This window comes from Streptomyces sp. NPDC001135 (assembly GCF_053598395.1).
On record NZ_JBSFKD010000066.1, the window covers coordinates 3,047 to 25,436 of the forward strand.

The 22,390-nt window shown below is 68.8% G+C and carries 22 protein-coding genes and 2 pseudogenes; 11 read left to right on the forward strand and 13 right to left on the reverse strand.

The features are described 5' to 3' along the window. Nucleotides 1–564 precede the first annotated feature (564 nt). The gene (locus tag ACWC94_RS41475; RefSeq protein WP_450802857.1) at nucleotides 565–1,020 is read right to left on the reverse strand and encodes an STAS domain-containing protein; all 456 of its coding nucleotides are present in this window, start codon (nucleotides 1,018–1,020) and stop codon (nucleotides 565–567) included. Between the two features lie 188 nt (nucleotides 1,021–1,208). On the opposite strand from ACWC94_RS41475, the pseudogene ACWC94_RS41480 reads away from it, so the two are divergent. Then, nucleotides 1,209–1,648, forward strand: a pseudogene (locus tag ACWC94_RS41480) (ATP-binding protein). Nucleotides 1,649–1,831: 183 nt separating this feature from the next. Here the strand turns inward: ACWC94_RS41480 and ACWC94_RS41485 are convergent. The 5 genes from ACWC94_RS41485 to ACWC94_RS41505 all read right to left on the reverse strand — a co-directional run bounded on the left by ACWC94_RS41485 (nucleotide 1,832) and on the right by ACWC94_RS41505 (nucleotide 6,465). Further along, nucleotides 1,832–3,112, reverse strand: coding sequence for a threonine/serine exporter family protein (locus tag ACWC94_RS41485; RefSeq protein WP_450802858.1), 1,281 nt, complete (start codon nucleotides 3,110–3,112; stop codon nucleotides 1,832–1,834). Nucleotides 3,113–3,178: 66 nt separating this feature from the next. Next, a complete protein-coding gene (locus ACWC94_RS41490; protein WP_450802860.1) occupies nucleotides 3,179–3,544 on the reverse strand; it encodes a hypothetical protein in 366 nt (121 codons plus the stop codon). Between the two features lie 55 nt (nucleotides 3,545–3,599). Beyond that, nucleotides 3,600–4,172, reverse strand: coding sequence for an NADPH-dependent FMN reductase (locus ACWC94_RS41495; protein ID WP_450802862.1), 573 nt, complete (start codon nucleotides 4,170–4,172; stop codon nucleotides 3,600–3,602). Between the two features lie 289 nt (nucleotides 4,173–4,461). Further along, a complete protein-coding gene (locus ACWC94_RS41500) occupies nucleotides 4,462–5,742 on the reverse strand; it encodes an amidohydrolase (protein WP_450802863.1) in 1,281 nt (426 codons plus the stop codon). Between the two features lie 48 nt (nucleotides 5,743–5,790). After that, nucleotides 5,791–6,465: a trimeric intracellular cation channel family protein gene (locus tag ACWC94_RS41505; protein WP_450802864.1), complete on the reverse strand. Its 675-nt coding sequence runs from the start codon at nucleotides 6,463–6,465 to the stop codon at nucleotides 5,791–5,793. A gap of 491 nt (nucleotides 6,466–6,956) precedes the next feature. On the opposite strand from ACWC94_RS41505, the gene ACWC94_RS41510 reads away from it, so the two are divergent. The 4 genes and pseudogenes from ACWC94_RS41510 to ACWC94_RS41525 all read left to right on the forward strand — a co-directional run bounded on the left by ACWC94_RS41510 (nucleotide 6,957) and on the right by ACWC94_RS41525 (nucleotide 10,897). Further along, on the forward strand, nucleotides 6,957–7,739 hold the full coding sequence (locus tag ACWC94_RS41510) for an MEDS domain-containing protein (protein WP_055707190.1): 783 nt from the start codon (nucleotides 6,957–6,959) through the stop codon (nucleotides 7,737–7,739). Next, on the forward strand, nucleotides 7,736–8,686 hold the full coding sequence (locus ACWC94_RS41515; protein WP_450802866.1) for an anti-sigma factor RsbA family regulatory protein: 951 nt from the start codon (nucleotides 7,736–7,738) through the stop codon (nucleotides 8,684–8,686). Before ACWC94_RS41510 ends, ACWC94_RS41515 begins: the two co-directional genes overlap by 4 nt. A 243-nt stretch (nucleotides 8,687–8,929) precedes the next feature. After that, nucleotides 8,930–9,352, forward strand: a complete 423-nt coding sequence (locus ACWC94_RS41520; RefSeq protein WP_450802868.1) for an STAS domain-containing protein — start codon at nucleotides 8,930–8,932, stop codon at nucleotides 9,350–9,352. A 447-nt stretch (nucleotides 9,353–9,799) separates the two neighbouring features. Continuing rightward, a pseudogene (locus ACWC94_RS41525) lies at nucleotides 9,800–10,897 on the forward strand (IS110 family transposase). A gap of 440 nt (nucleotides 10,898–11,337) precedes the next feature. Here the strand turns inward: ACWC94_RS41525 and ACWC94_RS41530 are convergent. Beyond that, entirely contained in the window at nucleotides 11,338–12,390 is a 1,053-nt protein-coding gene (locus ACWC94_RS41530; protein ID WP_450802870.1) for a fatty acid desaturase family protein, read from the reverse strand. A gap of 248 nt (nucleotides 12,391–12,638) precedes the next feature. Here ACWC94_RS41530 and ACWC94_RS41535 point away from each other — a divergent pair, with 248 nt between their 5' ends. The 4 genes from ACWC94_RS41535 to ACWC94_RS41550 all read left to right on the forward strand — a co-directional run bounded on the left by ACWC94_RS41535 (nucleotide 12,639) and on the right by ACWC94_RS41550 (nucleotide 15,647). Further along, nucleotides 12,639–13,616, forward strand: coding sequence for a magnesium transporter CorA family protein (locus tag ACWC94_RS41535; RefSeq protein ID WP_382102306.1), 978 nt, complete (start codon nucleotides 12,639–12,641; stop codon nucleotides 13,614–13,616). A gap of 190 nt (nucleotides 13,617–13,806) precedes the next feature. After that, a complete protein-coding gene (locus tag ACWC94_RS41540) occupies nucleotides 13,807–14,343 on the forward strand; it encodes a DUF5994 family protein (protein WP_450802885.1) in 537 nt (178 codons plus the stop codon). 6 nt (nucleotides 14,344–14,349) lie between these two features. Beyond that, nucleotides 14,350–14,874: a hypothetical protein gene (locus ACWC94_RS41545; RefSeq protein ID WP_373304000.1), complete on the forward strand. Its 525-nt coding sequence runs from the start codon at nucleotides 14,350–14,352 to the stop codon at nucleotides 14,872–14,874. Between the two features lie 284 nt (nucleotides 14,875–15,158). Then, the gene (locus ACWC94_RS41550) at nucleotides 15,159–15,647 is read left to right on the forward strand and encodes a DUF5994 family protein (protein ID WP_450802872.1); all 489 of its coding nucleotides are present in this window, start codon (nucleotides 15,159–15,161) and stop codon (nucleotides 15,645–15,647) included. Nucleotides 15,648–15,685: 38 nt separating this feature from the next. On the opposite strand, the gene ACWC94_RS41555 is transcribed toward ACWC94_RS41550, so the two are convergent. The 3 genes from ACWC94_RS41555 to ACWC94_RS41565 all read right to left on the reverse strand — a co-directional run bounded on the left by ACWC94_RS41555 (nucleotide 15,686) and on the right by ACWC94_RS41565 (nucleotide 18,753). Next, entirely contained in the window at nucleotides 15,686–16,954 is a 1,269-nt protein-coding gene (locus ACWC94_RS41555) for an ATP-binding protein (RefSeq protein ID WP_450802874.1), read from the reverse strand. A gap of 119 nt (nucleotides 16,955–17,073) precedes the next feature. Continuing rightward, the gene (locus tag ACWC94_RS41560) at nucleotides 17,074–17,937 is read right to left on the reverse strand and encodes a slipin family protein (protein ID WP_069777874.1); all 864 of its coding nucleotides are present in this window, start codon (nucleotides 17,935–17,937) and stop codon (nucleotides 17,074–17,076) included. Nucleotides 17,938–18,060: 123 nt separating this feature from the next. Then, nucleotides 18,061–18,753, reverse strand: a complete 693-nt coding sequence (locus ACWC94_RS41565; protein ID WP_450802876.1) for a DUF5994 family protein — start codon at nucleotides 18,751–18,753, stop codon at nucleotides 18,061–18,063. Between the two features lie 379 nt (nucleotides 18,754–19,132). Here ACWC94_RS41565 and ACWC94_RS41570 point away from each other — a divergent pair, with 379 nt between their 5' ends. Next, the gene (locus ACWC94_RS41570) at nucleotides 19,133–19,759 is read left to right on the forward strand and encodes a DUF5994 family protein (protein ID WP_450802878.1); all 627 of its coding nucleotides are present in this window, start codon (nucleotides 19,133–19,135) and stop codon (nucleotides 19,757–19,759) included. Then, complete coding sequence (locus tag ACWC94_RS41575; protein WP_450802879.1) at nucleotides 19,744–19,947, forward strand: hypothetical protein; 204 nt, start codon at nucleotides 19,744–19,746, stop codon at nucleotides 19,945–19,947. The genes ACWC94_RS41570 and ACWC94_RS41575 overlap by 16 nt, the downstream gene beginning before the upstream one ends. Before the next feature lie 72 nt (nucleotides 19,948–20,019). Here ACWC94_RS41575 and ACWC94_RS41580 read toward each other — a convergent pair whose 3' ends face one another. The 3 genes from ACWC94_RS41580 to ACWC94_RS41590 all read right to left on the reverse strand — a co-directional run. Continuing rightward, nucleotides 20,020–21,261 carry a PP2C family protein-serine/threonine phosphatase gene (locus tag ACWC94_RS41580; RefSeq protein ID WP_450802880.1) on the reverse strand — a complete coding sequence of 414 codons (1,242 nt, stop codon included), beginning with the start codon at nucleotides 21,259–21,261 and terminating at the stop codon, nucleotides 20,020–20,022. 350 nt (nucleotides 21,262–21,611) lie between these two features. Further along, nucleotides 21,612–21,767, reverse strand: coding sequence for a DUF6131 family protein (locus ACWC94_RS41585; RefSeq protein ID WP_099054839.1), 156 nt, complete (start codon nucleotides 21,765–21,767; stop codon nucleotides 21,612–21,614). A gap of 85 nt (nucleotides 21,768–21,852) precedes the next feature. Beyond that, the coding region (locus ACWC94_RS41590; protein ID WP_450802882.1) for an alkaline shock response membrane anchor protein AmaP at nucleotides 21,853–22,390 on the reverse strand (538 nt) is incomplete at its 5' end.

A 22,390-nucleotide genomic window follows, 5' to 3' on the forward strand; every position in this document is an offset into this window, starting at 1 on the left:
TCTCCTCGGCCAGCACCCGCTCATAGGGAGTGGTCGCGTCGACGTCGAAGTACGCCCATCGGGCCCGGCCATCATGGCCGGGCCCGACGCATACGTCCTACAGGCATACACGCGAAACCGCACCGCATCCGGACGAAGGAGTCTCAAAGCGTAAGTCAAATGGGTGTGTTGCGGTTGGGGGCGGGGCGGTCGTGCGTGACGGAACCCGCGCAACCTCCCACCGCATCCCCTCCCCGGGCTCACCACAAGCCGCACAGGGGCTCGTAGGCGAATTCCAGGCCCGAGCCGCCGAGACTCCTGGCCTCACCCTTCGCCTCGTGTCGGAAGGTGAACTTGCATGACGGTACGTCTCCTGCCCCGCGTCCCCGCCGACACCCGGCCGACGAGGGAGGAGGTCCTTGGACTGGACACGCACCGGGACAGTCGCATAGCTGCTGTGCTCTCCCTGGTGAGGGCAGTGATCGGCACAGAGGTGTTGGTGGGCCGCGGCCGGATACCGGCGAACTCCTGGCCCGGAACGCGGCCCGGGCGGTGCTGAGCGGGTGGGCGTGAGCCCAGGCCAAGTCAGGGGATGGACCGTTGAAGATCGCTCGGATGTACAAACCCGAAAAAGGGCGGGCGAGCAAAGGGTGCCCCGGCTGGCGCGTATAGGGGGCAGTTGCTCAGCGCCTGCTGGAGGGTGGGGTGGCAGGGGATGATCTCGTCGACGCCGACCAGGTGCAGCAGACGCACCACGGAGTCCTGGGCACCGGCGATGCGCAGCCATCCCTGAGCGCCGCTCGCGCGCCGGTGGGCGGTGACGAAGACGTTGATGCCGCTGGAGTCCATGAAGGTCACCTCGCTGAGGTCCGCCACGATCCGCGGCGGAGTCGCGCCGTCGTCAGACAGCAGTGCCTGGCTGAGGACGTCCTTCACGTCGTGGTCGATCTCGCCGTGCACGGTTACGATGAGGACGCCGTCGACCACTGCGTGCTGGATGGAGAGCCGGCCTGGCCGGTCTTCCTTGTGGATGTCGCTCACGTCTCCTCGGCTGCGCCTAGGCTTGCCCCACTGCCGCTGCGGCATGCGCCCAGGCAGCCGTGCCGGACCACACCCCGGGTACATGCATGACGCTGCCGCGGGTACTTGCGCACGTCAATGGGGGAATGAGGGCGAGATACGTGGGATTCCATGCCGACGGTGTCGGCTCCACCGGAGATCAGTACCTGATGCGAGCCGGTTACGCCTTGGACAGAGGTGACGGCTGCATCGGCGACGCCTGCCACCACGCTGCCGCCTTCCTCGATCAGGCCCATGCCGATCACCGCCTTCCCGTGGCCGCTCGGCGAGAGACCTCACGCAGCTGGTGGTCAGTGAGTTGGTCACCAACGCCCTCAAATACGCTCCCGGCCCCGTCCTGATGGAATTGCGCACCAATTCCCTTGCCGTGGAGGTCGTCGTCTGGGACAGCGACCCCACCGTGCCCGCTGCCCGCCCCGCCGATCCCGGCAGGATCGGCCAGCACGGCCTAGAGATCGTCAAAGCCGTCGCCCAGGACCTCTTCATCGAACAGGAGCCTGTCGGCAAACGCATGACGGCCCGCCTAGCCCTGTCCGAGAGGCTCAGCAGCGACACCGCGTCCGCCGCTGAGCGCCACCCGCCTCCTTGATCGCGGCGCGGACCGCTTCGATCACTCCCGTGTAGACGAGGTCGAGCGCGCCGAGGTGGGCGCTCGAGGTCCAGCGGGCGCCGACGACGACCGGTGGAAAAATCGCACGGCTGGCCGGGACGCAGGCGCCACTGATCCACGGTCGGGACATGAGCTGCTGCGGGCGGTGCGGCAGAGACGTGGTCAGGGCGGCCGCTGAGGCGTCGAGGGGGCATGGCGAGAGGTGATCCGCGTTGTGTTGCGGGCATGCGTGAGTGCCATACCGACGACCAGTCCGATGGCGATGGCGGTGACGATCGTGATGAGTTTCTGCAGGTCTTGGAAGCCTTCGATGACGTAGCCGCCGGCCAGGGTGGTCAGGCCGCGCAGGCCCAGCGAGCCGACGGTGAGGGTGAAGAAGCCAGGCAGGATGAGGATCAATCGAGGAGGGCGGGCGGGGTTGCGGTCCAGCAGATTGGCTGCGGCGGCCAGCACCACGGCTGCGACGAATGTGCCTCCGGTCTCCCGGATCAGCTTGGTGAACAGTGACTGCACCCCGACGGTGGCGTAGACAAGCACGAGGAGAGTTCCGAAGAAGCGGTGGGGGATTGCGAAGGCCAGGACCGTGCCGGCGGTGAAGGCGATCCCGCCCGGGATCAGTGCCCACTTGGGCAGGTCGGCGCTGGCAGCGGTGTCGAAGAGGGTGTTGAGGGGGGTGCCGGTGACGAATATGCCCAGCAGGACGCCGAGGTAGAGCTGGACGAGCAGGAATATGGAGGAGACGAGCCGGATCGCGCCGGTGGTGATGAGGCCGACGGCCAGCTCGGTGGTCGATGCGCTCAGGAAGTCACCGGGAACGAAGTAGAACAGCGCCGGGAGCATCAGCAGTACCGGGCCGCCGTGTGCCGGATCGCCGGTGAACACTTCGATGGTGACGACGGAGACGACGGCTGAGACCACCAGGGGGAGGACTTTGGACAGTCGCGGTGCATGAACGGCGGCGACCACGAGTGCCGCGGCGATCGCGCCCGGGACGGCTGTGGTGGTGATCTCGTACCAGGTGGGCTGGATGAGCGGGGCGAAGCCCAGGGAGAACAGCAGGACGCCGAGGAACTTGAGCCACCAGGGGTACGGAGGCGGTGCGGCTTCGATGCGCGCCAGCCTGCGGTCGGCCTCGGCCACCTGGAGCTTGCCCGCCTCTACGTCGGCCAGCAAGGGCTTGAGCTCAGCGGCTTGGTCGAGCCGGATTACCTCCGGGAAGCCGTGCACGCACACCGTGCGCATTCGGCCGTCGGCCGCGGCGATCGAGAGCACGGCCGCTTCGGGCACGAGGACTACGGACGCTTCGCCGCCGAACACGTGAGCGCTGGTGTGCACAGCTCTTTCGATGGAGTAGGCGCCCTCGCCGGAAGAACGCAGCAGCAAGGCGGTGAGGCGGGCCAGGAAGGCGGTCAGATCGTCCAGGCCGGCTGCCGGATGCCCCATGCCCGCCTCCTTCGATAGGTCGGGGGAAAGAACTGAACTGCCCATCGGCGGAAGTGGACAATGTCGCTACCCCCGTGCGATCGGAGGATGTCGACCGTCCGCCTGGCCTCGTCCTTGCCCCCGCGCCGGAACGAAGATCAGCCATTTGCCCTGGCTCAAGGCGGCAGAGTGGGCCGCTACCGTTTCACCTTCGTACCCCCCGTGCTGCAGCCCGCGCATGAAGCGGCCGTAAAGGCCATGCGAGGTTCCCTTGTTGTCCAGGAGGTGCTGGCCTTCCGGCTCCTTCAGCACGTTCACGCGGGGCAGATTGATCCCGGCTTGTTCCAGTTGATGGCAGGCAGCCGTATACCGTTCTTCGTTGTCCAGAACGGCAGCTACACGCTTCATGGGATACAAGTAGAAGCGCTCTTCGTTCATCCGCGGCTGACCCATATGAACCCCTTCATGTCGCTTCTCGTAGAGGGCGACGCACCCAGACCCGCATTCTTCATGATTTTCGCGGGAGCACGGTGAGAACCCGGACCACGTGATCCCGGAATTCCTCCATGAAGTCTCGGAGGAAACGTTCCGTATGCTCGTCGACGACTTCGCCGTCATCGGTGAAGACATCGGGCTTGAATCTGACGTATGCTTCCGGTGCATTCATTTGCGGCGAGTCGCAGAAGCTCAGGACACCGCGCAGGCTCTGCTGGGCGAGGGCAGTGCCGAGGGCGCCGGGGGACGCTCCGATCACAGCGGAGGGTTTGTGCGCGAATGAGTTGCTTCCCCAGGGGCGGCTGGCCCAGTCGACGGCGTTTTTGAGGGCACCCGGAATGGATCGGTTGTACTCGGGGGTCACGAACAGGAGGGCGTCTGCTGAGGCGATGGCATCCTTGAGTGCCTTGCCCTCGGCCGGGTAGTCGCTGTCGTAGTCGTAACTGTAGAGAGGTAGATCCTTGATCGGGATCTCAAAGAATTCCAAATCAGATGGGGCCAGCCGGATCAGGGATTTTGATAGCGTTCGGTTGATGGAGTGAGTCGCCAGACTTCCCACGAAGTAGCCGACCCTGTACGTAGTCATCGGTTCCTCGATTCAATTCAGTGCGCGTCTTGCGTTCTTCCGTTTTTTCGTATCGCGCGCTCCGACAGGCAGGGAGTTCCGCAAGGAACGAAAGCACGGCCGGGAGCGGAGCGCGTGCCGGCAGGTCCGTCCAGGTGACCGCGTGCGTCCACCGCCGCCCACCCGCATTCCTTGACGGAGGTGTGAAGCGCGGCGCTGGGAACCGAAGCCGCGCCGGCTGCGCAGACTGCCGCCGAGGTGGTCGATTGCTCTGTGCTGCGGCATCAGAGGCGAACCGGCGCCGGAAGGCTCATCGGCTCGTACGGCCCGGTTTCCCGAGTTGGGTGAGTGCGGCTGTGACCAGTGCTTGGACGCCGGTGTCCAGGGTGGGCTGCAGGACCGGAGCGAAGCGGGGGCTGTGGTTGACCGGGATCTCCTGGGCCACGGTGCCGCGTTGCCGGGCCGCCTGGTAGGCGTCCGGATCGGCGCAGCCCAGGGCCCAGTAGGTGTACGGGGTGCCGAAGGCGTCCGGGATCCGGCTGAAGTCCTCGCTGGCGCTCTGCATCTCGATGGTGACCGCGCGCTCTGCGAACATCGCGGCGAAAGCGTCGGAGACCTCGCGGGTCACCACGTCGTCGTTGACGGTCGGCAGAAAGCGGGTGCCCTCCTCGATCTGCGGCGCGCGAGTCGCCCCGGATGCGTCGCACTCGGCATCGACGATGCGCCGCAGGGCGGCCAGGACGGCCTGCCGGGTCTCGTCGTCGTACGTGCGCACGTTCACCAGCAGTTCCGCCGACTCCGGGATCACGTTGCCGCTCGTGCCCGCCTGAACGGAGCCCACCGTGACCACGGCTGGCTGGGTGGCGGCCAGCTCGCGCGAGACGATCGTCTGGAGCCGGACGACGATCATCGAGGCGATCACCACGGGGTCGATGGCGGCCTGCGGTGCCGAGCCGTGAGCACCCCGGCCGTAGACAGTGATCTTCACATTGTCCGCCGCCGAGAGAAAGGACCCGGCGCGGGTGCCGACCTGCCCGGCCGGATAGGGAAGCACATGCTGGGCGAAGGCCACGTCCGGGCGGGGAGCACGGTCGGTCAGCCCGTCGGCGAGCATCCGGTCAGCACCGTCCCCCGGCTCCTCGGCAGGCTGGAACAAGGCCACCAGGGTGCCCTGCCAAGCCTCCGGCGCGGCGGCCATGAGCTGTGCCGCTCCCAGCAGACAGGTGACGTGCATGTCGTGACCGCAGGCATGCGCCACGGGCACCCGCCGGCCGGAGGCGTCCGCGGCTTCGGCCGTGCTGGCGTAGGGCAGACCGGTCTCCTCAGGGACCGGTAGCGCGTCCATGTCGGCCCGCAGCAATACGGTCGCCCCCTCGCCGTTGGCCAGCACACCGATCACACCGGTGCCGCCGATCCCCTCGTGCACCCGGTAGCCGCAGTTTCTCAGGCGTTCCGCCACACCGGCCGCGGTGCGGTGCTCCTGGTGTCCCAACTCGGGGTGGGCGTGCAAGTCCTTGTAGACCTCTTCGAGTTCGGACCGGACAGCACCGAGCCCGGCCAGCACGGCATCCGCGGAGTCCTTGAGCGTCATGGCTGTGCACTCCTCCCTCTCGGCTGGTGGTCCCAGCGCCGGTTCATGTCAGGGCCCCCGGCCCTTGACCGGCCCCGGCCGCCAGTCGCGGCTGCCCGGCAGCCTCCAGCCCCAGTGGAACGCGGCCAGCCGCAACGCGATGCCGACCGCGATTCCGGCCAGGACACCTACGGTGGGTGCGCCGAGCCGGCTGCAGACAACCAGCACCACGCTCACCAGCACCGCGACGGTCGCGTACAACGGGGTGCCACCGAAGATGGAGGGCGTGCGAGCCAGAAGCAGGTCCCGGATGGCCCCGCCGCCGACCGCTGTGATGGTGCCCAGCAGCACGGCCGGCAGCCAGCCCAGGCCGACAGCGAGTGTCTTCTGCGCGCCGGCGACCGCCCATACGCTGAGCGCCGAGGCATCCAGGAGGGTGAAGGCCCAACCGGAGGTGTGGCGGCTCAGGTCGGCCAGGAAGGCCAGCAGGGTGCCGGCGATGGCGACCGTGAGATAGGTGTAGTCGGTCAGGGCCACGGGGGTGCCGTGCTGCAACAGGGTGTCGCGGAGGATTCCGCCGCCCAGGCCCGAGACGATGCCGATGACCAGGAAGCCGAACAGGTCCAGACGACTGGCCCGGGCCAGCACCCCACCGAGCGTGCCGTTGGCGACCACTCCGCTCAGGTCCAGCGCCCGGGGCAGCTCGGTCAGACTCTCTGGCGACAACGCCCGGGCCACAGACACCAGCGTCTCCCTTCACCCTTCCACCATCGAAACAGCCGGAGATGCCACGTGCCCGCGGGGCATGGCATGCGAGGCAGCTTCCCCGGCCGGCCGGACTGCGACGGTGACGTCCGTTCGCAGATGAGGTGCCATACGGGTGGCGAGAACCACTGAGCAGGTATGGGGTCACCCCGAGCAGGGGAGCGCCAACGGCATCCGACGCCGTCACCGGCTACCTCTTCGGGGCGCGATCCCAAGGACCCCGGGGTCCTGGCCCAGGCCGGCCTCGCGGGCTGCTCCACGGCCTACTGGTGGTCGGCGGCCGTCTTCGTCGCCGGCCTGGTTGTCACCGCTCTGCTCTACCGCCGTGGGGTATCCCGACAGAACGGGAACGCTTCACCTGTCGTGCACATGTAGGAGGGCAGGTAGTGCCGCTCCGAGAGGCCACCTCCGAGGCCGGGCACGTGTCGGCACCCTGTCAGTAGAGTGAGACGCGTGAGGATGGAGGAGCAGTGAGAGCGCCGCGCACTCTGGCCACTCTGGACGAGGTCGACACCGGTGATCACGTCTGCCAGGTGTTGGACCGGAGCGACCACGTCATCGACCGCAGCCGGTCCTTCGTCGCGGACGGGGCCCTGTACGGGGACAAGGTGGTGATCGTCGGGCCGCCTCTCGAAGCGGGGAGTGAGTTCGCGCAGCTCGTGCTCGACCCGGCTCGGCTGGACGGCTCTCTGCTGGCCGCGGTGCGCCGGGAGGCGGCCAACGCCGACCGCGAGGGGTTCCGCTCGCTCCGGGTGCTGCACCACGTCGGGCCCGACTGCCGTCCGGAGCGGACGAAGGAACTGTTGCGCAGTGAACTCGATCTCGAGGAGTTCGCCGCCGACACCGGAGCCCTGGTGGTCTGCGCCTACAGCGGTGCGGACCGGGATCCCTCCCTCCTGGAGCAGATCAGGTGCGTGCACCCCCACAGTCTGGGCAGCCGTCCGACGGCACCGGCGTTCCAGGTGTACCGCACGGGGAAGGAAGGCTGGACGGTGAACGGGATCGTCGACAGCGAGGGCGCGGTGGCCTTCGGCTCCATCCTGTGCGCCCTCCTCGCCCAGAAGGCCACGGTGCGCCTGCTCTGCCACGCACTTGAGTTCTTCGACGCCGCCGGGATGAGCGCCCTGGCTGATGCGGCCAGGCACCTTCCGGACCGCAAGGTCGTTTTGGAGGGGACCAACGACACCGTCCGGCTCACCTGGCAGCTGTCCGGCTTCGCGATCCCCGAGATTCCGGTGGTGATGGCGCCGTGACCTCCTCTACTCCCTCCGACGCTCCGGGCACCGGATACCGGCACGAGCTGTATCCGTACTCCGGCAGGGACGCGTTCGTCGAGGGCGCCCTCGGTTTCATCCAGGACGCCCTCGCGGGTGGTGAGGCCGTCGTCGTGGCTGTCCCGCAGGACAAGGCGTCCCTGCTGCGCGCCGAGATCCGCGACGAGGATGCCGTCCGCTACGTCGACACCGCAGGGGTCGCGCACCATCCCGGTCGGCTCATCGGAGCCTGGCAGGAATGGCTCCAGGAGTACGCCTCGCAAGGGCGGCCTGTGCGCGGGATCGGCGAATCACCCTGGGACAAGGTCCGCAGCCCGGCCGAAGCCGAGGAACTGCGCTATCACGAATGGCTCCTCAACAAAGCCTTCGCCCGGGGCCCGGCCTGGTGGCTGCTGTGCCCCTACGACATCGCTCACGACAAGGCATCACTGGCGGAAATGGCCCGGTGCCACCCCGAGCTGCGCCAGGACGGCCGCACGATGCCGTCTGCGGACTACGACCCGCAGGCACCGTACCGCTTCACACCGCTCACCGACCCGTGCGACCCGTACGAGGAATTCGCCTACAGTAGGGGTGACCTGCCCGCCCTGCGCGAGAAGATCGCCGCGTGCGCCGAACGGCTCGGCCTGACCGGCCGACGCCTGAGAGAACTGCACCTGGCCGCCACGGAGGTGGCCACCAACAGCATTCGTCACGGCGGCGGACACGGTGTGCTGCGCACCTGGAGCGAGGAGCGCCGACTCGTGTGCGAGTTCCGCGACGCGGGCTACATCGAGGACCCCCTGATCGGACGGAGAAGGCCGGACGCCAGGCAGGTCGGTGGTCGCGGCCTCTGGCTGGTGCACCAGCTCTGCGACCTCGTGGAGATCCGCTCCGCACCGGATGAGGGGACCAGGGTCAGGCTCCACACCGAGCTCTCGGAGTAGACCCACGGCATAAGCCGCACCGATCTCATCCGGCCCGGACGGTGGCCTGAAGCCAGGCACCCTCCCGGGCGGGACGGCGGATGGCGTTGCATGCGGCAGACTGCCACCCGCGGCGGGCATCGCACCCGCATATGCATAGGTCTGCCCCAAGACAAATGGGGCAGACGGTGGAACAGAGGCAAGGCCCGCAGCACACCTGTGACCCGGCCCGACGAGAACGATCTGGAACGGAGTCCCTTCTTCATGCTCACTGTCCGGATGCAGCACGAGGACGCGACGATCGCACAGCTCCCGGAGACGGTCGACTACGACAACGCGCCCCTTGTCGGCGCCCAGTGCGAGGACTTGGTCAACCGCGGCTGCACCACCCTGGTGCTGGACGCATCCCAGGTGCAGTACATGGACTCCTCCGGCATCAGCATGCTCATCACGCTGTCGCGCACCCTCAACCGCCGCGCCGGCACCCTGCGCGTGGCCGCTCTCAGCGCCCACTACGAGCAGGTGTGGCGCATGCTCGGGCTCGAGGAAGTGTTCCCCGTCTTCCCCACAGTGAACGCCGCCCTCCAGCCTCCTGTCGCAGGCAACATCCCCGGGACACCCGAGGAATGGACCACGCCTGACATGCCTGCCGCATGCGCAACCCGGACGGAGAAGACGCCGGGGTAGGGTGTGCCGACCTCATCGGTGCGGCGGCTGCACACGGAGATCCGCCGCAGTACCGACGTGGCCGGGATCTTTTCCGACCGCGTCGCCCTGGTGAGGTTGTCGGCGCCGTCCCGGCCGAGCAGAACGGCGAATGGACCGCGTTCACCGTTGCGTGGCAACCACTTCAGTCGTTCGTACATTTTCCGGAGGTGCCGACGCCGCCGCCGACTTCTGCCTGGCTGAAGATGCCCGTCGACGTTTCCCGTTCCGTGCTGCTGTCGGCGCACGGTCGGAAGTCGAGAACTCCGGCAGCGTGCAGAACCCGCGATCAGCCATAGCTCGCGCAACTATCGACACCTACTGTCCCAATAGGGGCCTTGCCGAGTTCCAGGCGCCATCACGGTTCAGACCGCCCGAGCGGGCCGGTGCCATCCGCCCAGCCGGTCACCACGCGGGAGGCCAAACACCATGACGACCAGACAGCACAGCACCTCCTCCAGCGCGGATCCTCCTGTTCGGGGCGAGGTCGTCCTGGGCGTGGACACGCACGGCGAGGTCCATGTCGCCGCCGTGGTGTCCTCGCTGGGGAAGGTTCTGGGCACCGAGTCCTTTCCGGCGACGGCGGCCGGCTACCGTCGGCTGCTCGTGTGGGCCCGCAAGCGGGGTACGGTGCGCCGGGCCGGTGTGGAGGGCACCGGTACCTTCGGCGCGGGCCTGTCCCGCTACCTGCTGGCGCAGTAGGTCGAGGTGTTCGAAGTGAACCGGCCCGACCGGTCGGCCCGCCGGCTGCTGGGGAAGTCGGACCCGCTCGATGCGCAGGCCGCCACGCGGGCCGTGCTCAGCGGTCGCGCCCGGGCCCGGGCCAAATCCGGCGACGGACCCGTGCACAGCGCCCGGATCTACAAACTCGCCAAGGACTCCGCGGTCAAGGCCCGTACCCAGGCGATCAACCAGCTCAAGGCCGTCCTAGTGATCGCCGACCCCGCCCTGCGGGAACGGTTGTCGAGCCTGGGCAATGCCGAGCTGTTCCGCACCTGCGCGACCCTCAGCCCACCCGACGATGGGGGAGACGAGGACGCGGTGGCCCAGGCCACCCAAATGACATTACGCATGCTTGCCGAACGCATTGAGCAGCTCACTGGACAGATCAATGAGCTGAACCAGCGACTGACCCGGCTCATCGAACGCCACGCGCCGCAACTGCTCGTACCGGTGGGCATCGGTCCAGACAGTGCCGTCACCCTGCTGATCACCATGGGGGACAACCCCGAGCGGCTGAACACTGAGGCGTCCTTTGCTGCCCTTTGCGGAGTCAGCCCCATCGAGTACTCCTCCGGCCGGCGGCGCACGCGTCGACTCAACTACGGCGGCGACCGCCAGGCGAACGCGGCCCTGCACCGCATCGTCTTCACCTGGCTGCGTCACGACTCACGGACCCAGGCGTACTACGAACGCCGCACCCAGGAGGGCAAGACCCGGCGTGAGATCATCCGATGCCTCAAGCGGTATGCCGCCCGGGAGGTATTCAACCTGGTCAGACAGGTTTCCCGCACCCCCGTGTTATAGGGGCGTCTGTGAGAGGGCGAAGCAGTGAAGCCCTTCCGGGAACCATCCCCCGACGGGGCTTCTGCTCGGAGCCATGAGACGAAGCCCCGCCGGAGCGCTCCGGCGGGGCTTCGCCGTGATCTCGACTGTGCTTGCGCGCATGACCGCGTTCGGCTCCGCACACAGTGCGCGCTCCTGCGATGCTCGCGGGACGCTGGATTTGCGATTGCGCCCATCTGGGAGGGGAGCCGTAAGACGACGCAGCCGCGCCGGGAAGCCGACGGGGCTGTTCCAGCCGCTGGGTCTCACCGGATCACTTCAGCCGGGCACCGGGAAAAGGCGCTGGAGTACGGCAAGGGCATCTGGATGCGTTACAGCTGCCGACTCATGCAAGCGGTTCGACGGGATTGCCTCCTGGTTCAGACAGGGCGGCGAGATCATCTACCGTCGGCGCCGGTGCGTCATGCTGGGGCGCTGCTGATACGGGCTCGCCGCAGTGGCGCTCCTGCTCGGTGGAGGCTGGCGAGTGCTTGCCGGTAGGAGGCGATCAGTCCGGTTTCCAGGTAGTCGACTCCCAGGTCCTGGCAGTAGTGGCGGACGATGGGCCGGGCCCTGCGCAGGTGGGGGCTGGGCATGCTGGGGAACAGGTGGTGTTCGATCTGGTGGTTCAGGCCGCCCAGGGCGAGGTCGGTGAACCAGCTGCCGCGTACGTTGCGTGCGGTGAGGACCTGCCGGCGCAGGAAGTCGGGGCGGTCGTTGCCGGTCAGGGTCGGCATGCCCTTGTGGTTGGGGGCGAAGAGGCAGCCGAGGTAGAGGCCGAACAGGCCCTGGTTGACGGCCAGGAACGCGATCGCCATGCCGGGTGGGAGGACGAGGAACAGTGCGGTCAGGTAGGCGGCGGTGTGCCCGTGGAGCAGCGTGCCGTCCAGGGCGCGGTTCTTCATGGTGCGGTTGCCCAGTGCTCGCGCGCTGGAGACATGAAGGTTGACCCCTTCGAGCAGGAGCAGGGGAAAGAAGAGGAACGCCTGCCGACGGCCGATGATCCTCGGCAGTCCGGTCGCGGCGCGGGCCTGGTCCTGGGACCACACCAGCAGGTCCGGGGCGATGTCGGGGTCGAGGTTCTCGTGGTTGGGGTTGGCGTGGTGGCGGGTGTGTTTGTCCTGCCACCATCCGTAGCCCATCCCGATCGCGGCCCCGGCGATGCGGCCGGCCGTCTCGCTGGGCCGGCGCCGGCGGAAGACCTGGCGGTGCGCGACGTCGTGGGCGAGCAGAGCCACCTGCCCGAACATCACGGCGAGGAACGCGGCGAGCGCCAGGGTCCACCACCCGGCGCCGATGACGACGAACGCGCTCCAGCCCCCGGCGTAGGCGACGGCCACGACGATGGACCGGACGGTGTAGTAGCCGGGGCGCCGGTTCATCAGGCCGGCCTCGGCGATCTTCTTTGACAGGCGGGCGAAATCACTGCCACCTGCGGGGGGAGGCGGGCGACGGCGCGGGGTATGCGTGGTCATGGTCTCGGAGTGTCCTTCCCGGCTGACGGGCCGCATCCGGTCGTGCGGTGTACGCCGGATGCGATGCGGCAGCCGGGTACCCACATCCCTGCCTTCGGACCGGCACCCGATGCTCGTCGGTCGGAGCTCCGGGTATCGCGGGCTTTGACGTAAGGCCCCCGCGGAGGGTGGCTGCTGTCGATGAACCTGCCGCGCTGGCAATCGGGGCGAAGCGGCATGACAGGGGTGTAAGACACTAGCCTCGGGCCATGGTGACGCGTACCCGGCTGTATCACGACGGCACTCTGGTCCTGGAGGGCTTTCCCGCCAGTGACGTCTCTGCGCATCTCGCTGATCCGGCGTCGGTCCTGTGGCTGGACCTGCACCGGCCCGGAGCCGCTGAACTCACCATGCTCGGTCAGGAGTTCGGCATCCACGAACTGGCTCTGGAGGATGCCGCTCACCATGGACAGCGGCCGAAACTCGACCGCTATCGCACCCACGAGTTCCTCAGCGCCTACGCCGTGACCGTCAGCCCGGACGGTGCGCAACTGACGTACAGCGAGATCGCCGTATTCCTCACCAGCCAGGCCATGATCACAGTCCGCAAGGACGACGGCCTCGACATCGAGGACGTCGTCGCCCGCTGGGACGAGAGCCCGGACCTGGCCGGCCATGGCGTCGGATTCCTGCTGCACGGTCTGCTCGACCATCTCGTGGACGGACACTTCGCCGCGGTCCAGCAGTTGGACGACAGCATCGAGGACCTGGAGGGTCTGCTCTTCGCGGCCGGGCGCCGTGAGATCGAAGCCGTGCAGCGCCGCGTTTTCGCACTGCGTAAGTCGCTCGTCCAGTTGCGCCGCGTCGTGCTCCCGATGCGTGAGGTGGTCAACACCCTCATGCGCCCCGGCCTGCACCTGATCAACGACCCTCTCGCCCCGTACTACCAGGACGTCTACGACCACGTGCTGCGTGCCACCGAGTGGACGGAATCGCTGCGGGACCTGGTGGCCTCGGTCATGGAGACGAACCTCTCGGTCCAGGCCAATCGCATGAACCTGATCATGAAGAAGGTGACGAGCTGGGCCGCGATCATCGCCGTACCCACCGCGATCACCGGCTACTACGGCCAGAACCTCCCCTATCCTGGTTTCGGCCGTGAGTCGGGATTCGTCACCTCCGCCGCCGTCATCGTGCTCCTGTCCGCATTGCTGTATCTGACGTTCAAGCGCAAGGACTGGCTCTGACCGGCATCGGCACCGGCGACCAGGTCCCGAAGGCAGGAAACTGCCTGGTCATCCCGGGCTTTTCGGACCGGCGAGCGGAGTAGTGTTGAAGACACCGGGAGTTCTTCGCGCACCGGCTCCGCCGCGGGTGCCGTTCCCGGTGATCGACAGCGCCGGGCCGCACCCACGAGCCCGGGGACAGGTCCGCGCCATGGCTGTGACCATTGACCGTACGACATCGATCAGATGTGCGCCGCCGCAGCCGGCCCGGCTGTCCCTGACGCCCGCGCCGGGCGGGCTGGACGGTATGTGGTGGCCTCGCTCCCGTGCCTTCACCCGTGAGCTGCCGTCGTTGACGGCCGCATTGGGCGATCTCTGGGGTCGTATCACGGGTGTCACCGTGCACCCGGCCTACTGGCCCGTCCTGCCGCACTGGGTGTCCTACGCCGGGCGCACCGTGCAGGTGGGCTGGTCCACCGAGGAGCAGGATCCCCACAGACTCACTCTTTTCTGCGCTGACGGCCGCCGGGACGTGCTGGTGATTCCGCCGGAAACCGGTGCGGATGCCGCCGCGCAGTTGATGGTCGGCGACGGCGTCGATGCCTCGGCCCGGGAGCAAGCAGCAGACAGGATCGATGCACGAAACAGGGAAGAAGCCTGGGAGGCCGACGGCGGAGCAGGTCGACCGTCGTCCCTGCCCCGGCCCATCGGCTCGGCAGGGCCTTCGCCCGCCGGTCGGCGGAGGTGAGATCCCATGCTCGTCATCGCCGTGGCCGTGCTGCTCGTCCTGATCGCCGTCGGAGTCGTTCTGATCCACCGGCTCAACGGCCAGCACGCCGAACGGATCGCTGCCTTCCACTACAGCGATGTTCTGCCGGGGATCGGGCGTCGGCCCCGGAGACACCGTCGGTCGGTGGACGCGACCGTTCCGACGCGCCCCACCGCGACGGCGACCGCGGATGACATCGGCTTCGGCCCGACCGTGGGCAGTAGAGGAAGGCGCGTCATGGCGATGTTGCGGGACCGGAAGACGTACCGCGAGAGGATCATGCAGGCTCTGTACCAGGCCGCCGAGGGCAATCGCCTCCTGGGTGTCGATGGGGCGAAGCTCCGCACGGACCTGGGTATCCCTGAGCAGGACATGGCCGCTGCCTGTATGTACCTGGCAGGTGAAGGCTGGGTCGTCGTGGACTGGGAGAGGGGCAACACGCCCGGGATGATCACGCTGACGCACCAGGGGATCCGGCAGATGGAGACGGAAGAGGAAGGGCGTGGCTGAACCGCCGCGTCGGCTTCTCGGACCGAAGTGAACCCTCGCAAGGATTGCTTATGGCGGATTAATCCCTTTGACGTAACCTGGAAAGCGGGTCGGCGCACGCTCACGTGCAATGACCCGGAAGGGCGGCTCCGGCGGGTATACGCCGGAGCCGTTGACTGTTTCCGCAACCGCGCCCTGCGGCGAGGCGCTCGCGCGAGCGTCGTACGGAGTACGGTGAGGTGGCAGGGCCGTATCGCGGTCGCACGCCCTGCGGTCGCACTGCTCTCTACGGACGGGCGGACACCATGACCGACTCCGACACCCCCGACCACCTCCCCAGGCTCCTGCCGGACGCCGTCCACCGGTCGGTGAAACCCGGGACGGCCCTGCTGAGGCTGGAGACCACACACGCACGCGAGGGAATCCTGGACGGTGCCTGGTGGCCACGGTCCCGGGACATCGGTGCCGAGCTTCCCTCGCTGATCTCCGCGTTGACCGAGCATCTCGGGCCTGTCACCCGGGTCGGTCTGGACGGCAGTGCCTGGGACGAGCTGCCGACCCGGGTGATGGTCGACGACCGGGTCGTCCACATCGACTCCTTCCCGGTCGGTGACGACACCGTCCTCATCACCCGGGGCGACCGGGACCACTTCTCCCTGCTGCTGGTCCCTCCGGACACGTCGCCCGACGCGGCACGCGCCGCGATGGCCAGGGCCGTACGGGCCGACAACGTCACCGAGGCCAGGCAGATCCTCATCGAGACGGGCAGCGACACGCCACCTGCGCCGGCCTGACACGTCCGTCGCAGATCGACTCTCCACCGGCCTGGACGCTAGATGCGGGCGAACTCCTCCGTCTGCTGGGCGAATTCCTGGGCCATGGCAGCGCTGACCGTGGGCTTGGTGTCGCGGATCGTGTCCAGGTAGTCGTCGGTGGTGGGGGTGGTCCGGGTTCCGGTGTCGAAGGTGCGCTCGAACTGGGCCTGGGAGACGGTGCGCGCCGCGTGGGCGATGTCGGCGGGGGTGAACCCCTCGCTGGCGGACGCGAGTACCGCGCTGTCGGCCCGTGCGCCCGCTCGGTCCAGGTAGCTCTCCCACAGCGCGGTCCTGGCGGTGTGGTCGGGAGGGCCGATCGGCAGCACGTAGTCGAAGCGGCCGTGCCGCAGGAACGCGGAGTCGAGCGTGGTCACGTTGTTCGTGGCGCAGACGAGCAGCCGTCCGTCCTGGCTTCGGAACCGGACGATCGCCTTGAGCAGTTCGTTGACGACGCCGACAGCGGTCGCGTCCGCGCCGCCGCGTTCGCCGGCGACCTCCTCGACCTCGTCGATGAAGACGAGGACGTGGTCGAGCCGGGCGATCTCGTCGAAGCGCCGGTTCAGCCCGGTCGCCAGGCCGTACTCGGCGGCCAGACGGGCGGGGAACAGTTCGAGGAAGGGCCATCCCAGGCGGCTGGCGATCGCGTGCGCGAACGTGCTCTTGCCGGTCCCGGGCGGGCCGAACAGCATCACCGCCCGTGGCGGTTCCACTCCGTGCTGGGCGGCCAGTTCGGGATGGGCCAGCGGCAGGACCAGGCGCCGCTCGATGAGCTGCTTCTCCCGTTGCATGCCCGCGACCTTCTGCCAGAGCCCCCCTGGCGGCAGCTCCGCTCCGAGCGAGGACAGCGTGCCGGCCGACTGCGGGGTCACCGGACCGCGTTTCTCGAAGAAGACCAGCCCGGGGCGGGCGCCGAAGTCGCAGTTGCGCAGGGCGGTGGCACCGGTCTCGCCCTCGGGCAGGGCGGCGTGCACCGCGCGGACGCCGGCGGCGAAGAGCCGTTGCTCAAGGGCGGTGATCAGGGCACTCCCCAGCCCGCGCTGCCGCCAGCCGGGCGCCATGCAGATGCGCAGGATCCATGCCCGTTCGCCCTCCACCCTGCTCACCGCGGCGCCGATCAGCACGTCGTCGGCCGTGGCCACCACGGCCGGGTGGCGGGTCTGGAGGGCCGTCACGGCGTCCGAGAGTGGGAAGAGCGGCGGCTCCTCGGTCGTGCCGCTCTGCATGTCGACACGGATCACCGCTTCGAGATCGTCCTGGGTGTAGTCCCTGACCCGCCAACCCGTCATGATCAGCTCCGCGTGTTCGGCCGTACCCCCATCATCAGCCGGTGCCCGGAGGACGCGCGCGACAGGCGACGGTCACGAATCCTCCCTGGTGCCACGGATCGCTCGGGCCGTGGTCGGCTTCACGCCGCGGTGCCGGGCGCGCTGCCTGCCGGGCTGAGGGACGTGTCGGTGCGGCCGGTGCCGGCCGGGGGCGCTGCCGCGGCGGGTGCGGCGGCAGCGGTTTCCCGGGCGAGGAAGGAGCCGAGCTCGCCGATCGTGCTCATGAGGGGGGCCGGGAAGACGACGGTGGTGTTCTGGTCGACACCGATCTCCACCAGGCTCTGGAGATTGCGCAGTTGAAGCGCCAGGGGGTGGGCCATCATGGTGTCCGAGGCGTCGCCGAGCGCGGCTGCGGCCAGGGACTCGCCCTCCGCGTTGATGATCTTCGCTCGCTTCTCCCGCTCGGCCTCGGCCTGGCGGGCCATGGCGCGCTTCATGGTGTCGGGCAGCTGGATGTCCTTGAGCTCGACCAGGGTGACCTGCACACCCCAGTCGACGGTGGTGACGTCCAGGATCTGGCGGATGTCCAGGTTGATACGGTCCGTCTCCGACAGCGTCTCGTCGAGCGTGTGCCGGCCGACGACCTTCCGCAGGGTGGTCTGGGCGATCTGGTTGATCGCCGCGTTGACGTTCTCCACGGCGACGACCGACTTCACGGCGTCGACGACCCGGAAGTAGGCGACCGCCGACACGTCCACGCTCACGTTGTCCCGGGTGATGATGCCCTGGGACTGGATCGGCATGGTGACGACCCGCAGCGACACCCGGTGCAGGGCGTCGACGAACGGGATGATGAACCGCAGTCCCGGGGAGCGTGTTCCGACGAGTCGGCCGAAGCGGAACAGCACTCCCTTCTCGTACTGCTTGACGACCTTCACGGACAGGGCGAGGGCCAGGACGGCCAGAAGACCGATCACGACGATGAGAACGATCAGGGCTTGCATGTACTGCTCCTCGGGACGAGGACCACGGGGGCGGGGATCCGCCGGTCGAGACCCCTGCATGTGCCTGCGCCCGTTCGCGAGGCAGGGCCGAAACCCGGGAAGGCACCGGTCGGGGCGGCCGTCTCACATGCCGATGACCAGGCGACTGGCGCGATCCGTCCCTGCCGGAACGGCCGCTGAGGCGGGGCCGTCCTCCTCGTGCTTCCCTGCCTCGTCGGGTTCGAGTGGCCGGTCGGCGGCGGAGATGGCGTGCCGGGTCTCGTCCGCGGCCATGAGAGCGCTTGCGGTCAGCGGTGGGCCGTCGTAGTCGGACGCGGCCGCCATCAGGCGGGCCGCCGACTCCGTCTCGGTCTCGGGCGGGATGACCAGCAGGTCCCAGCGGCCGGTGCCGTAGGAGAGCAGCAGCAGCTTGTGCGGGTCGATCTCCTGGGTGAACCATCCGGCCTTGACGACATGACCGCCCACGGGGATCTCGTGCGGGATGACCGGCCAGTACTTCGGGTTGACGGCGATGCGGGTGATGCGGCCCCACAGAGGGTCCAGCACATCGGTCAGTGCGGGCAGCTCGCTCAGCAGGTCCCGGGAGCGGGGCCACCAGGCACCGTCCAGGAGGCCGCGCGACGGGCCGTCGGTCTTCAGCGCGAGACGCACGGCCGGGGCTGCGACGGGCTCGTGGTGTGGCAGGAGTTGGTGCAAGGTCGCCGACATGATGCGGACCCGTCTCCGGGCCGCCTTGGCGGCGACCCGGGTTTCGTCTCTCGCCGAGGACGACCCGGCGTGGAAGCCGGTGTGCGAAATGCCCTCGGTACTGTCCACGGTACTCCGCACACGCCGGGGCGGTTGTGGAGACGCCGCCGCATTCCGTGAAGCGGCTGTCGATACCGGCGGGAAGTGGGCTGAGGGCGCCGGGCGGGAAGTGGGCTGAGGGCGCCGGGGCACGTCGTACGCCGGCTACCGGACCGGTCTCACGCCCGACGGCTCGCATGCCCTGGCCGGCACTCCTTGGCTGTATGGCGCGGGAGGTTTTCCTCGTGTTCCGTTCAACCCCTCGCTCCGCATCGGTCCGCCGGGCGCGGGCGAGGAGTATCCTGGTGATTACCGAGAGCATCTCGTACACCGGCTTCCACGCCGGGTCGTTCTCGGCGATTCATGGCAACCGGGCCGGCCGTGACCGGCCCGGGGTTGGGTCCGCGTCATGACCGCGACCATTCCGTTCACACCCGCAGTCGGAGACCGGGCCCCTTCTTCGTCACCGCTCCGACTCACGCTGGCGCGGGCCGGCGCCCCTCCGGCCCTGATCGACGGTGCCTGGTGGCCCCGTTCGCGCAACCTGACGGAGCAGCTCCCGGCGCTCGTCGAATGTCTCGACCGGCTGTGGGGGCGGATCACCCGGGTAGCGGTGAGCCGCACGTTCTGGCCGGTCATTCCGGGAGAAGTGGCCGCGCACGGCCACATGGTGCGCGTCGGCTGGTCCAACGCCGGGCAGGATCCGCACAAGCTGTTGCTGCTGTCCTACACCTTCGGCTGCTGGAACCTGCTGGTGATCCCACCGGAAACAGGGCCGGCCACCGCGGCCCGGCTCATGGCCACGGCCACCGACCCGTCGCGGAGCCTCACGGCGACCGGCCTGATCCATGAGGCCGAACGTTTCCGGGCCGCGGCAGAGGCAGCGGCCGACTCGGACTCGCTCCGGGAGGCGGTCTGGGACTCCGAAGGCGGACACGACGCCCCCCACCCCGCCTCACGCACTCCTGACGGACCAGTCACCCGTCACGGGCCCACCACGGCAGTAGGAGTGCGGGAGATATGGGCACCTTCGTGACGGTGAGTGTGCTGTTCGCGGTGATCGTCTTCGGTGTGATCGTGATTCAGCTGTTCACCGCGAGCCACGATGATCGCATGGAGACCCTGACCTCCGGCCGTACCCGGCGGTGGCGGTTCTCGCCATGGCACCGCACGGGGAAGTCAACCCGCTCCAAGGGGGGATCGCGGAGCCGCCCCCGCCGGTAGGACTTTCGCAAACAGCGGCGGGAGAGGAACGTAGTGTGCCGTCGGCCATGTCCATGGTGGTGCGCTGCCGGCTCACTCCAGGAAGGCGAGGTGGTCGGTGGCGCTCCCGCGCCATTCGATCAGCAGGAGCGTCGCATCGTCCGTGGTGATCCCGCCCCGCGCCCGTTGCAGCGTGTGGGAGAGGGAGCGCGCCACCGTCCGGATCTGCTGCGCCGCGGGCTCGAGGCGGTTCACCCACCCGATGAGCTGCTCCTCACCGAATTCCTCACCGCCGACATCGCGCTCCTCTATCAGTCCGTCGGTGAAGCACAGGATTCGGTCGCCGGGGGTGAGAGCCACTTCACTGATCCGGGGCTCGTGACCGCCGAAGCCGACGGGCAGCGTAGTCGGGCCCTCCAGCCGTCGTACGACACGGTGTCCACGGATCAGCACAGGAGCGGGATGTCCGGCGTTGACCCACTGAAGCCTGCCCGTGGCCGTGTTGAGCCGCATCATCTGAGCGGTCGCGAAGTGGTCGGGGCCGAACTGCTCGGCGACGGCCCGGTCCATGAACGCATAGATCTCCGACAGGCCGACGCTGATGCGCCGGGCATGCCGGTAGGCTCCGATGACCACCGTGGCCATCGTGGCGGCGTCCAGTCCGTGGCCCATCGCGTCGACCATGGCCACATGCAGGACATCGCCGTTGAGGGCGTAGTCGAAGCTGTCGCCGGCCACGTCGTAGGCGGGTTCCAGCATCCCGGCCAGCTCGACCCGGGGCGTGGACATCGCCAGCGGTGGCAGCAGCGACCACTGGATCTCCGCCGCCACACTCATCGGCTCCCTGCGGCGCAGCCGGAAGAACAGATCGGTGTAACCGTGCTTGGTCACCAGCATGTCGGCCACGAGCGAGGCGAGCCTGCGCAGCAGCCGTCGGTCGTCGTCCTGGAGGCGGTCCAGGGTGACGGCCAGGACGCCCACCTGGTCGCCACCGTCCAGCAGGGGCAGATAGACCCGCACACCGCCGGCCTGCGGCACCTCGACGGGCCGCGCCTCCTGGAAGGCACGACCGGCATCGGAGCCGTCGATCGGCTGCGGGTCCCCGGCCGCCAGCCCGTCGCCCGGCAGGGGAACGAGCCACACCTGACCGTAGTCCTGCAGGAAGACCGAGGTCTCGCGGCCGTCGAGCCTGCCGACCTGCCGTGCGACGAGCGGACCGAGCTCGTGCGGCGGCAACTCGTGCCCCTGGTCCAGCAGGACTCCCAGAAACTCCTCCCCGAAGCGCTCCGACCGGGTGGGGCCTTCCGCGGGTCCTTGCCGCTCACCGCCCGTCATCGCCGTGGCCCGGGGGGACGTTTGGACGGTTCCTCACGAAGGTGCTGTGCATACGAACTCCCGACGGAGACCCACCGGCCGACGCGGTGGGGAACTCCCGCCCGGATCGTAGGGGCCGATCCACCGACTCCCCATCGAGTCGGCCGTGCGCTCGTGCGGCGAGGACCGGCACAACGGCCACCGGGCGCCCCGCGTCCGAGCCGCGGCGGCTGGCCGGCACCGGCGGCGGCCTCCGCCGGCTCGACCTCTCCGCCGCTGTCGTCCGCCGCCGCGAACGTCTTGGTGGGGTCCGCGCCGTCCGCCGGCCTGCCCGCAGCCTGGATCACTGCCCTGCAGGGCGACGATTCCGACTACCAGTAGTGGCGTCGGCCGGCGACGGCGTGTCCCATCGCGCCGAGGATCCACAGGATGGCTCCGACGACCAGCAGGATGATCCCGATGGTCCACAGGATGGACAGGCCGGTGAGGAAGCCGACGACGAGCAGTATGACGCCCAGGATGATCATGATCTCTCCTTCGGGGAGTGGTGCCGGCACGCCCGCGAACCGCGGTGGGCCGCAAGGGCGTCGGCGGGAACGGCTGATCTCCTCCTTACTCCACGCGGTGTGGTCCGTGGCGGCTGACCTGTAGCCGGACCTCGGTGGGCATGTCGATGAGGCCGGTGGACCGACGCGCGGTGCCGATCGGGCCTTCGCACAGGGCACCGAGAGTGGCGCCGGGCGTGCCCTCGGGGGTGAGGGTGAGGTCGATGCGGGTGCGGTGGCGGGCCGGTCGGCCGGTGATGACTACGGCCGTATGGCCTACCCCTGGCAGGGCACCGGCTTCGTTCGCGATCGCTTCGCTGAGTGCGCGGTCGCGCAGTTCGACGCCTTCCTGCGGTGGTGTGCCGCCGACGGGCAGGGAGCCGGGGCGGTGTCGGCTCAGCTGGGCGAGCAGCCACCACAGGGCGAGGAGGGCGGTGAGGACGAGGGCGGCGATGACCGCGGGCCACCACCACCAGCCCTGGCTGCTCCAGCGTGTCCGGTCGGCGGAGCCGAGCAGGACGTCGGCCGGACCGGTCAGGGGCCAGCCGGCGGGTGGGGCCAGATCATGCCGCCGGTAGAGGTCGAGCCCGGCGAAGAGGATGAGC

What these genes read in the sequence shown, in the direction of transcription:
- ACWC94_RS41485 (WP_450802858.1), bottom strand. Translation starts at nt 3,112, where the DNA reads ATGGGGCATCCGGCAGCCGGCCTGGACGATCTGACCGCCTTCCTGGCC.
- ACWC94_RS41490 (WP_450802860.1), bottom strand. Translation starts at nt 3,544, where the DNA reads ATGGGTCAGCCGCGGATGAACGAAGAGCGCTTCTACTTGTATCCCATG.
- ACWC94_RS41495 (WP_450802862.1), bottom strand. Translation starts at nt 4,172, where the DNA reads ATGACTACGTACAGGGTCGGCTACTTCGTGGGAAGTCTGGCGACTCAC.
- ACWC94_RS41500 (WP_450802863.1), bottom strand. Translation starts at nt 5,742, where the DNA reads ATGACGCTCAAGGACTCCGCGGATGCCGTGCTGGCCGGGCTCGGTGCT.
- ACWC94_RS41520 (WP_450802868.1), top strand. Translation starts at nt 8,930, where the DNA reads ATGCTCACTGTCCGGATGCAGCACGAGGACGCGACGATCGCACAGCTC.
- ACWC94_RS41530 (WP_450802870.1), bottom strand. Translation starts at nt 12,390, where the DNA reads ATGACCACGCATACCCCGCGCCGTCGCCCGCCTCCCCCCGCAGGTGGC.
- ACWC94_RS41535 (WP_382102306.1), top strand. Translation starts at nt 12,639, where the DNA reads ATGGTGACGCGTACCCGGCTGTATCACGACGGCACTCTGGTCCTGGAG.
- ACWC94_RS41540 (WP_450802885.1), top strand. Translation starts at nt 13,807, where the DNA reads ATGGCTGTGACCATTGACCGTACGACATCGATCAGATGTGCGCCGCCG.
- ACWC94_RS41545 (WP_373304000.1), top strand. Translation starts at nt 14,350, where the DNA reads ATGCTCGTCATCGCCGTGGCCGTGCTGCTCGTCCTGATCGCCGTCGGA.
- ACWC94_RS41550 (WP_450802872.1), top strand. Translation starts at nt 15,159, where the DNA reads ATGACCGACTCCGACACCCCCGACCACCTCCCCAGGCTCCTGCCGGAC.
- ACWC94_RS41555 (WP_450802874.1), bottom strand. Translation starts at nt 16,954, where the DNA reads ATGACGGGTTGGCGGGTCAGGGACTACACCCAGGACGATCTCGAAGCG.
- ACWC94_RS41560 (WP_069777874.1), bottom strand. Translation starts at nt 17,937, where the DNA reads ATGCAAGCCCTGATCGTTCTCATCGTCGTGATCGGTCTTCTGGCCGTC.
- ACWC94_RS41570 (WP_450802878.1), top strand. Translation starts at nt 19,133, where the DNA reads ATGACCGCGACCATTCCGTTCACACCCGCAGTCGGAGACCGGGCCCCT.
- ACWC94_RS41575 (WP_450802879.1), top strand. Translation starts at nt 19,744, where the DNA reads ATGGGCACCTTCGTGACGGTGAGTGTGCTGTTCGCGGTGATCGTCTTC.
- ACWC94_RS41580 (WP_450802880.1), bottom strand. Translation starts at nt 21,261, where the DNA reads ATGACGGGCGGTGAGCGGCAAGGACCCGCGGAAGGCCCCACCCGGTCG.
- ACWC94_RS41585 (WP_099054839.1), bottom strand. Translation starts at nt 21,767, where the DNA reads ATGATCATCCTGGGCGTCATACTGCTCGTCGTCGGCTTCCTCACCGGC.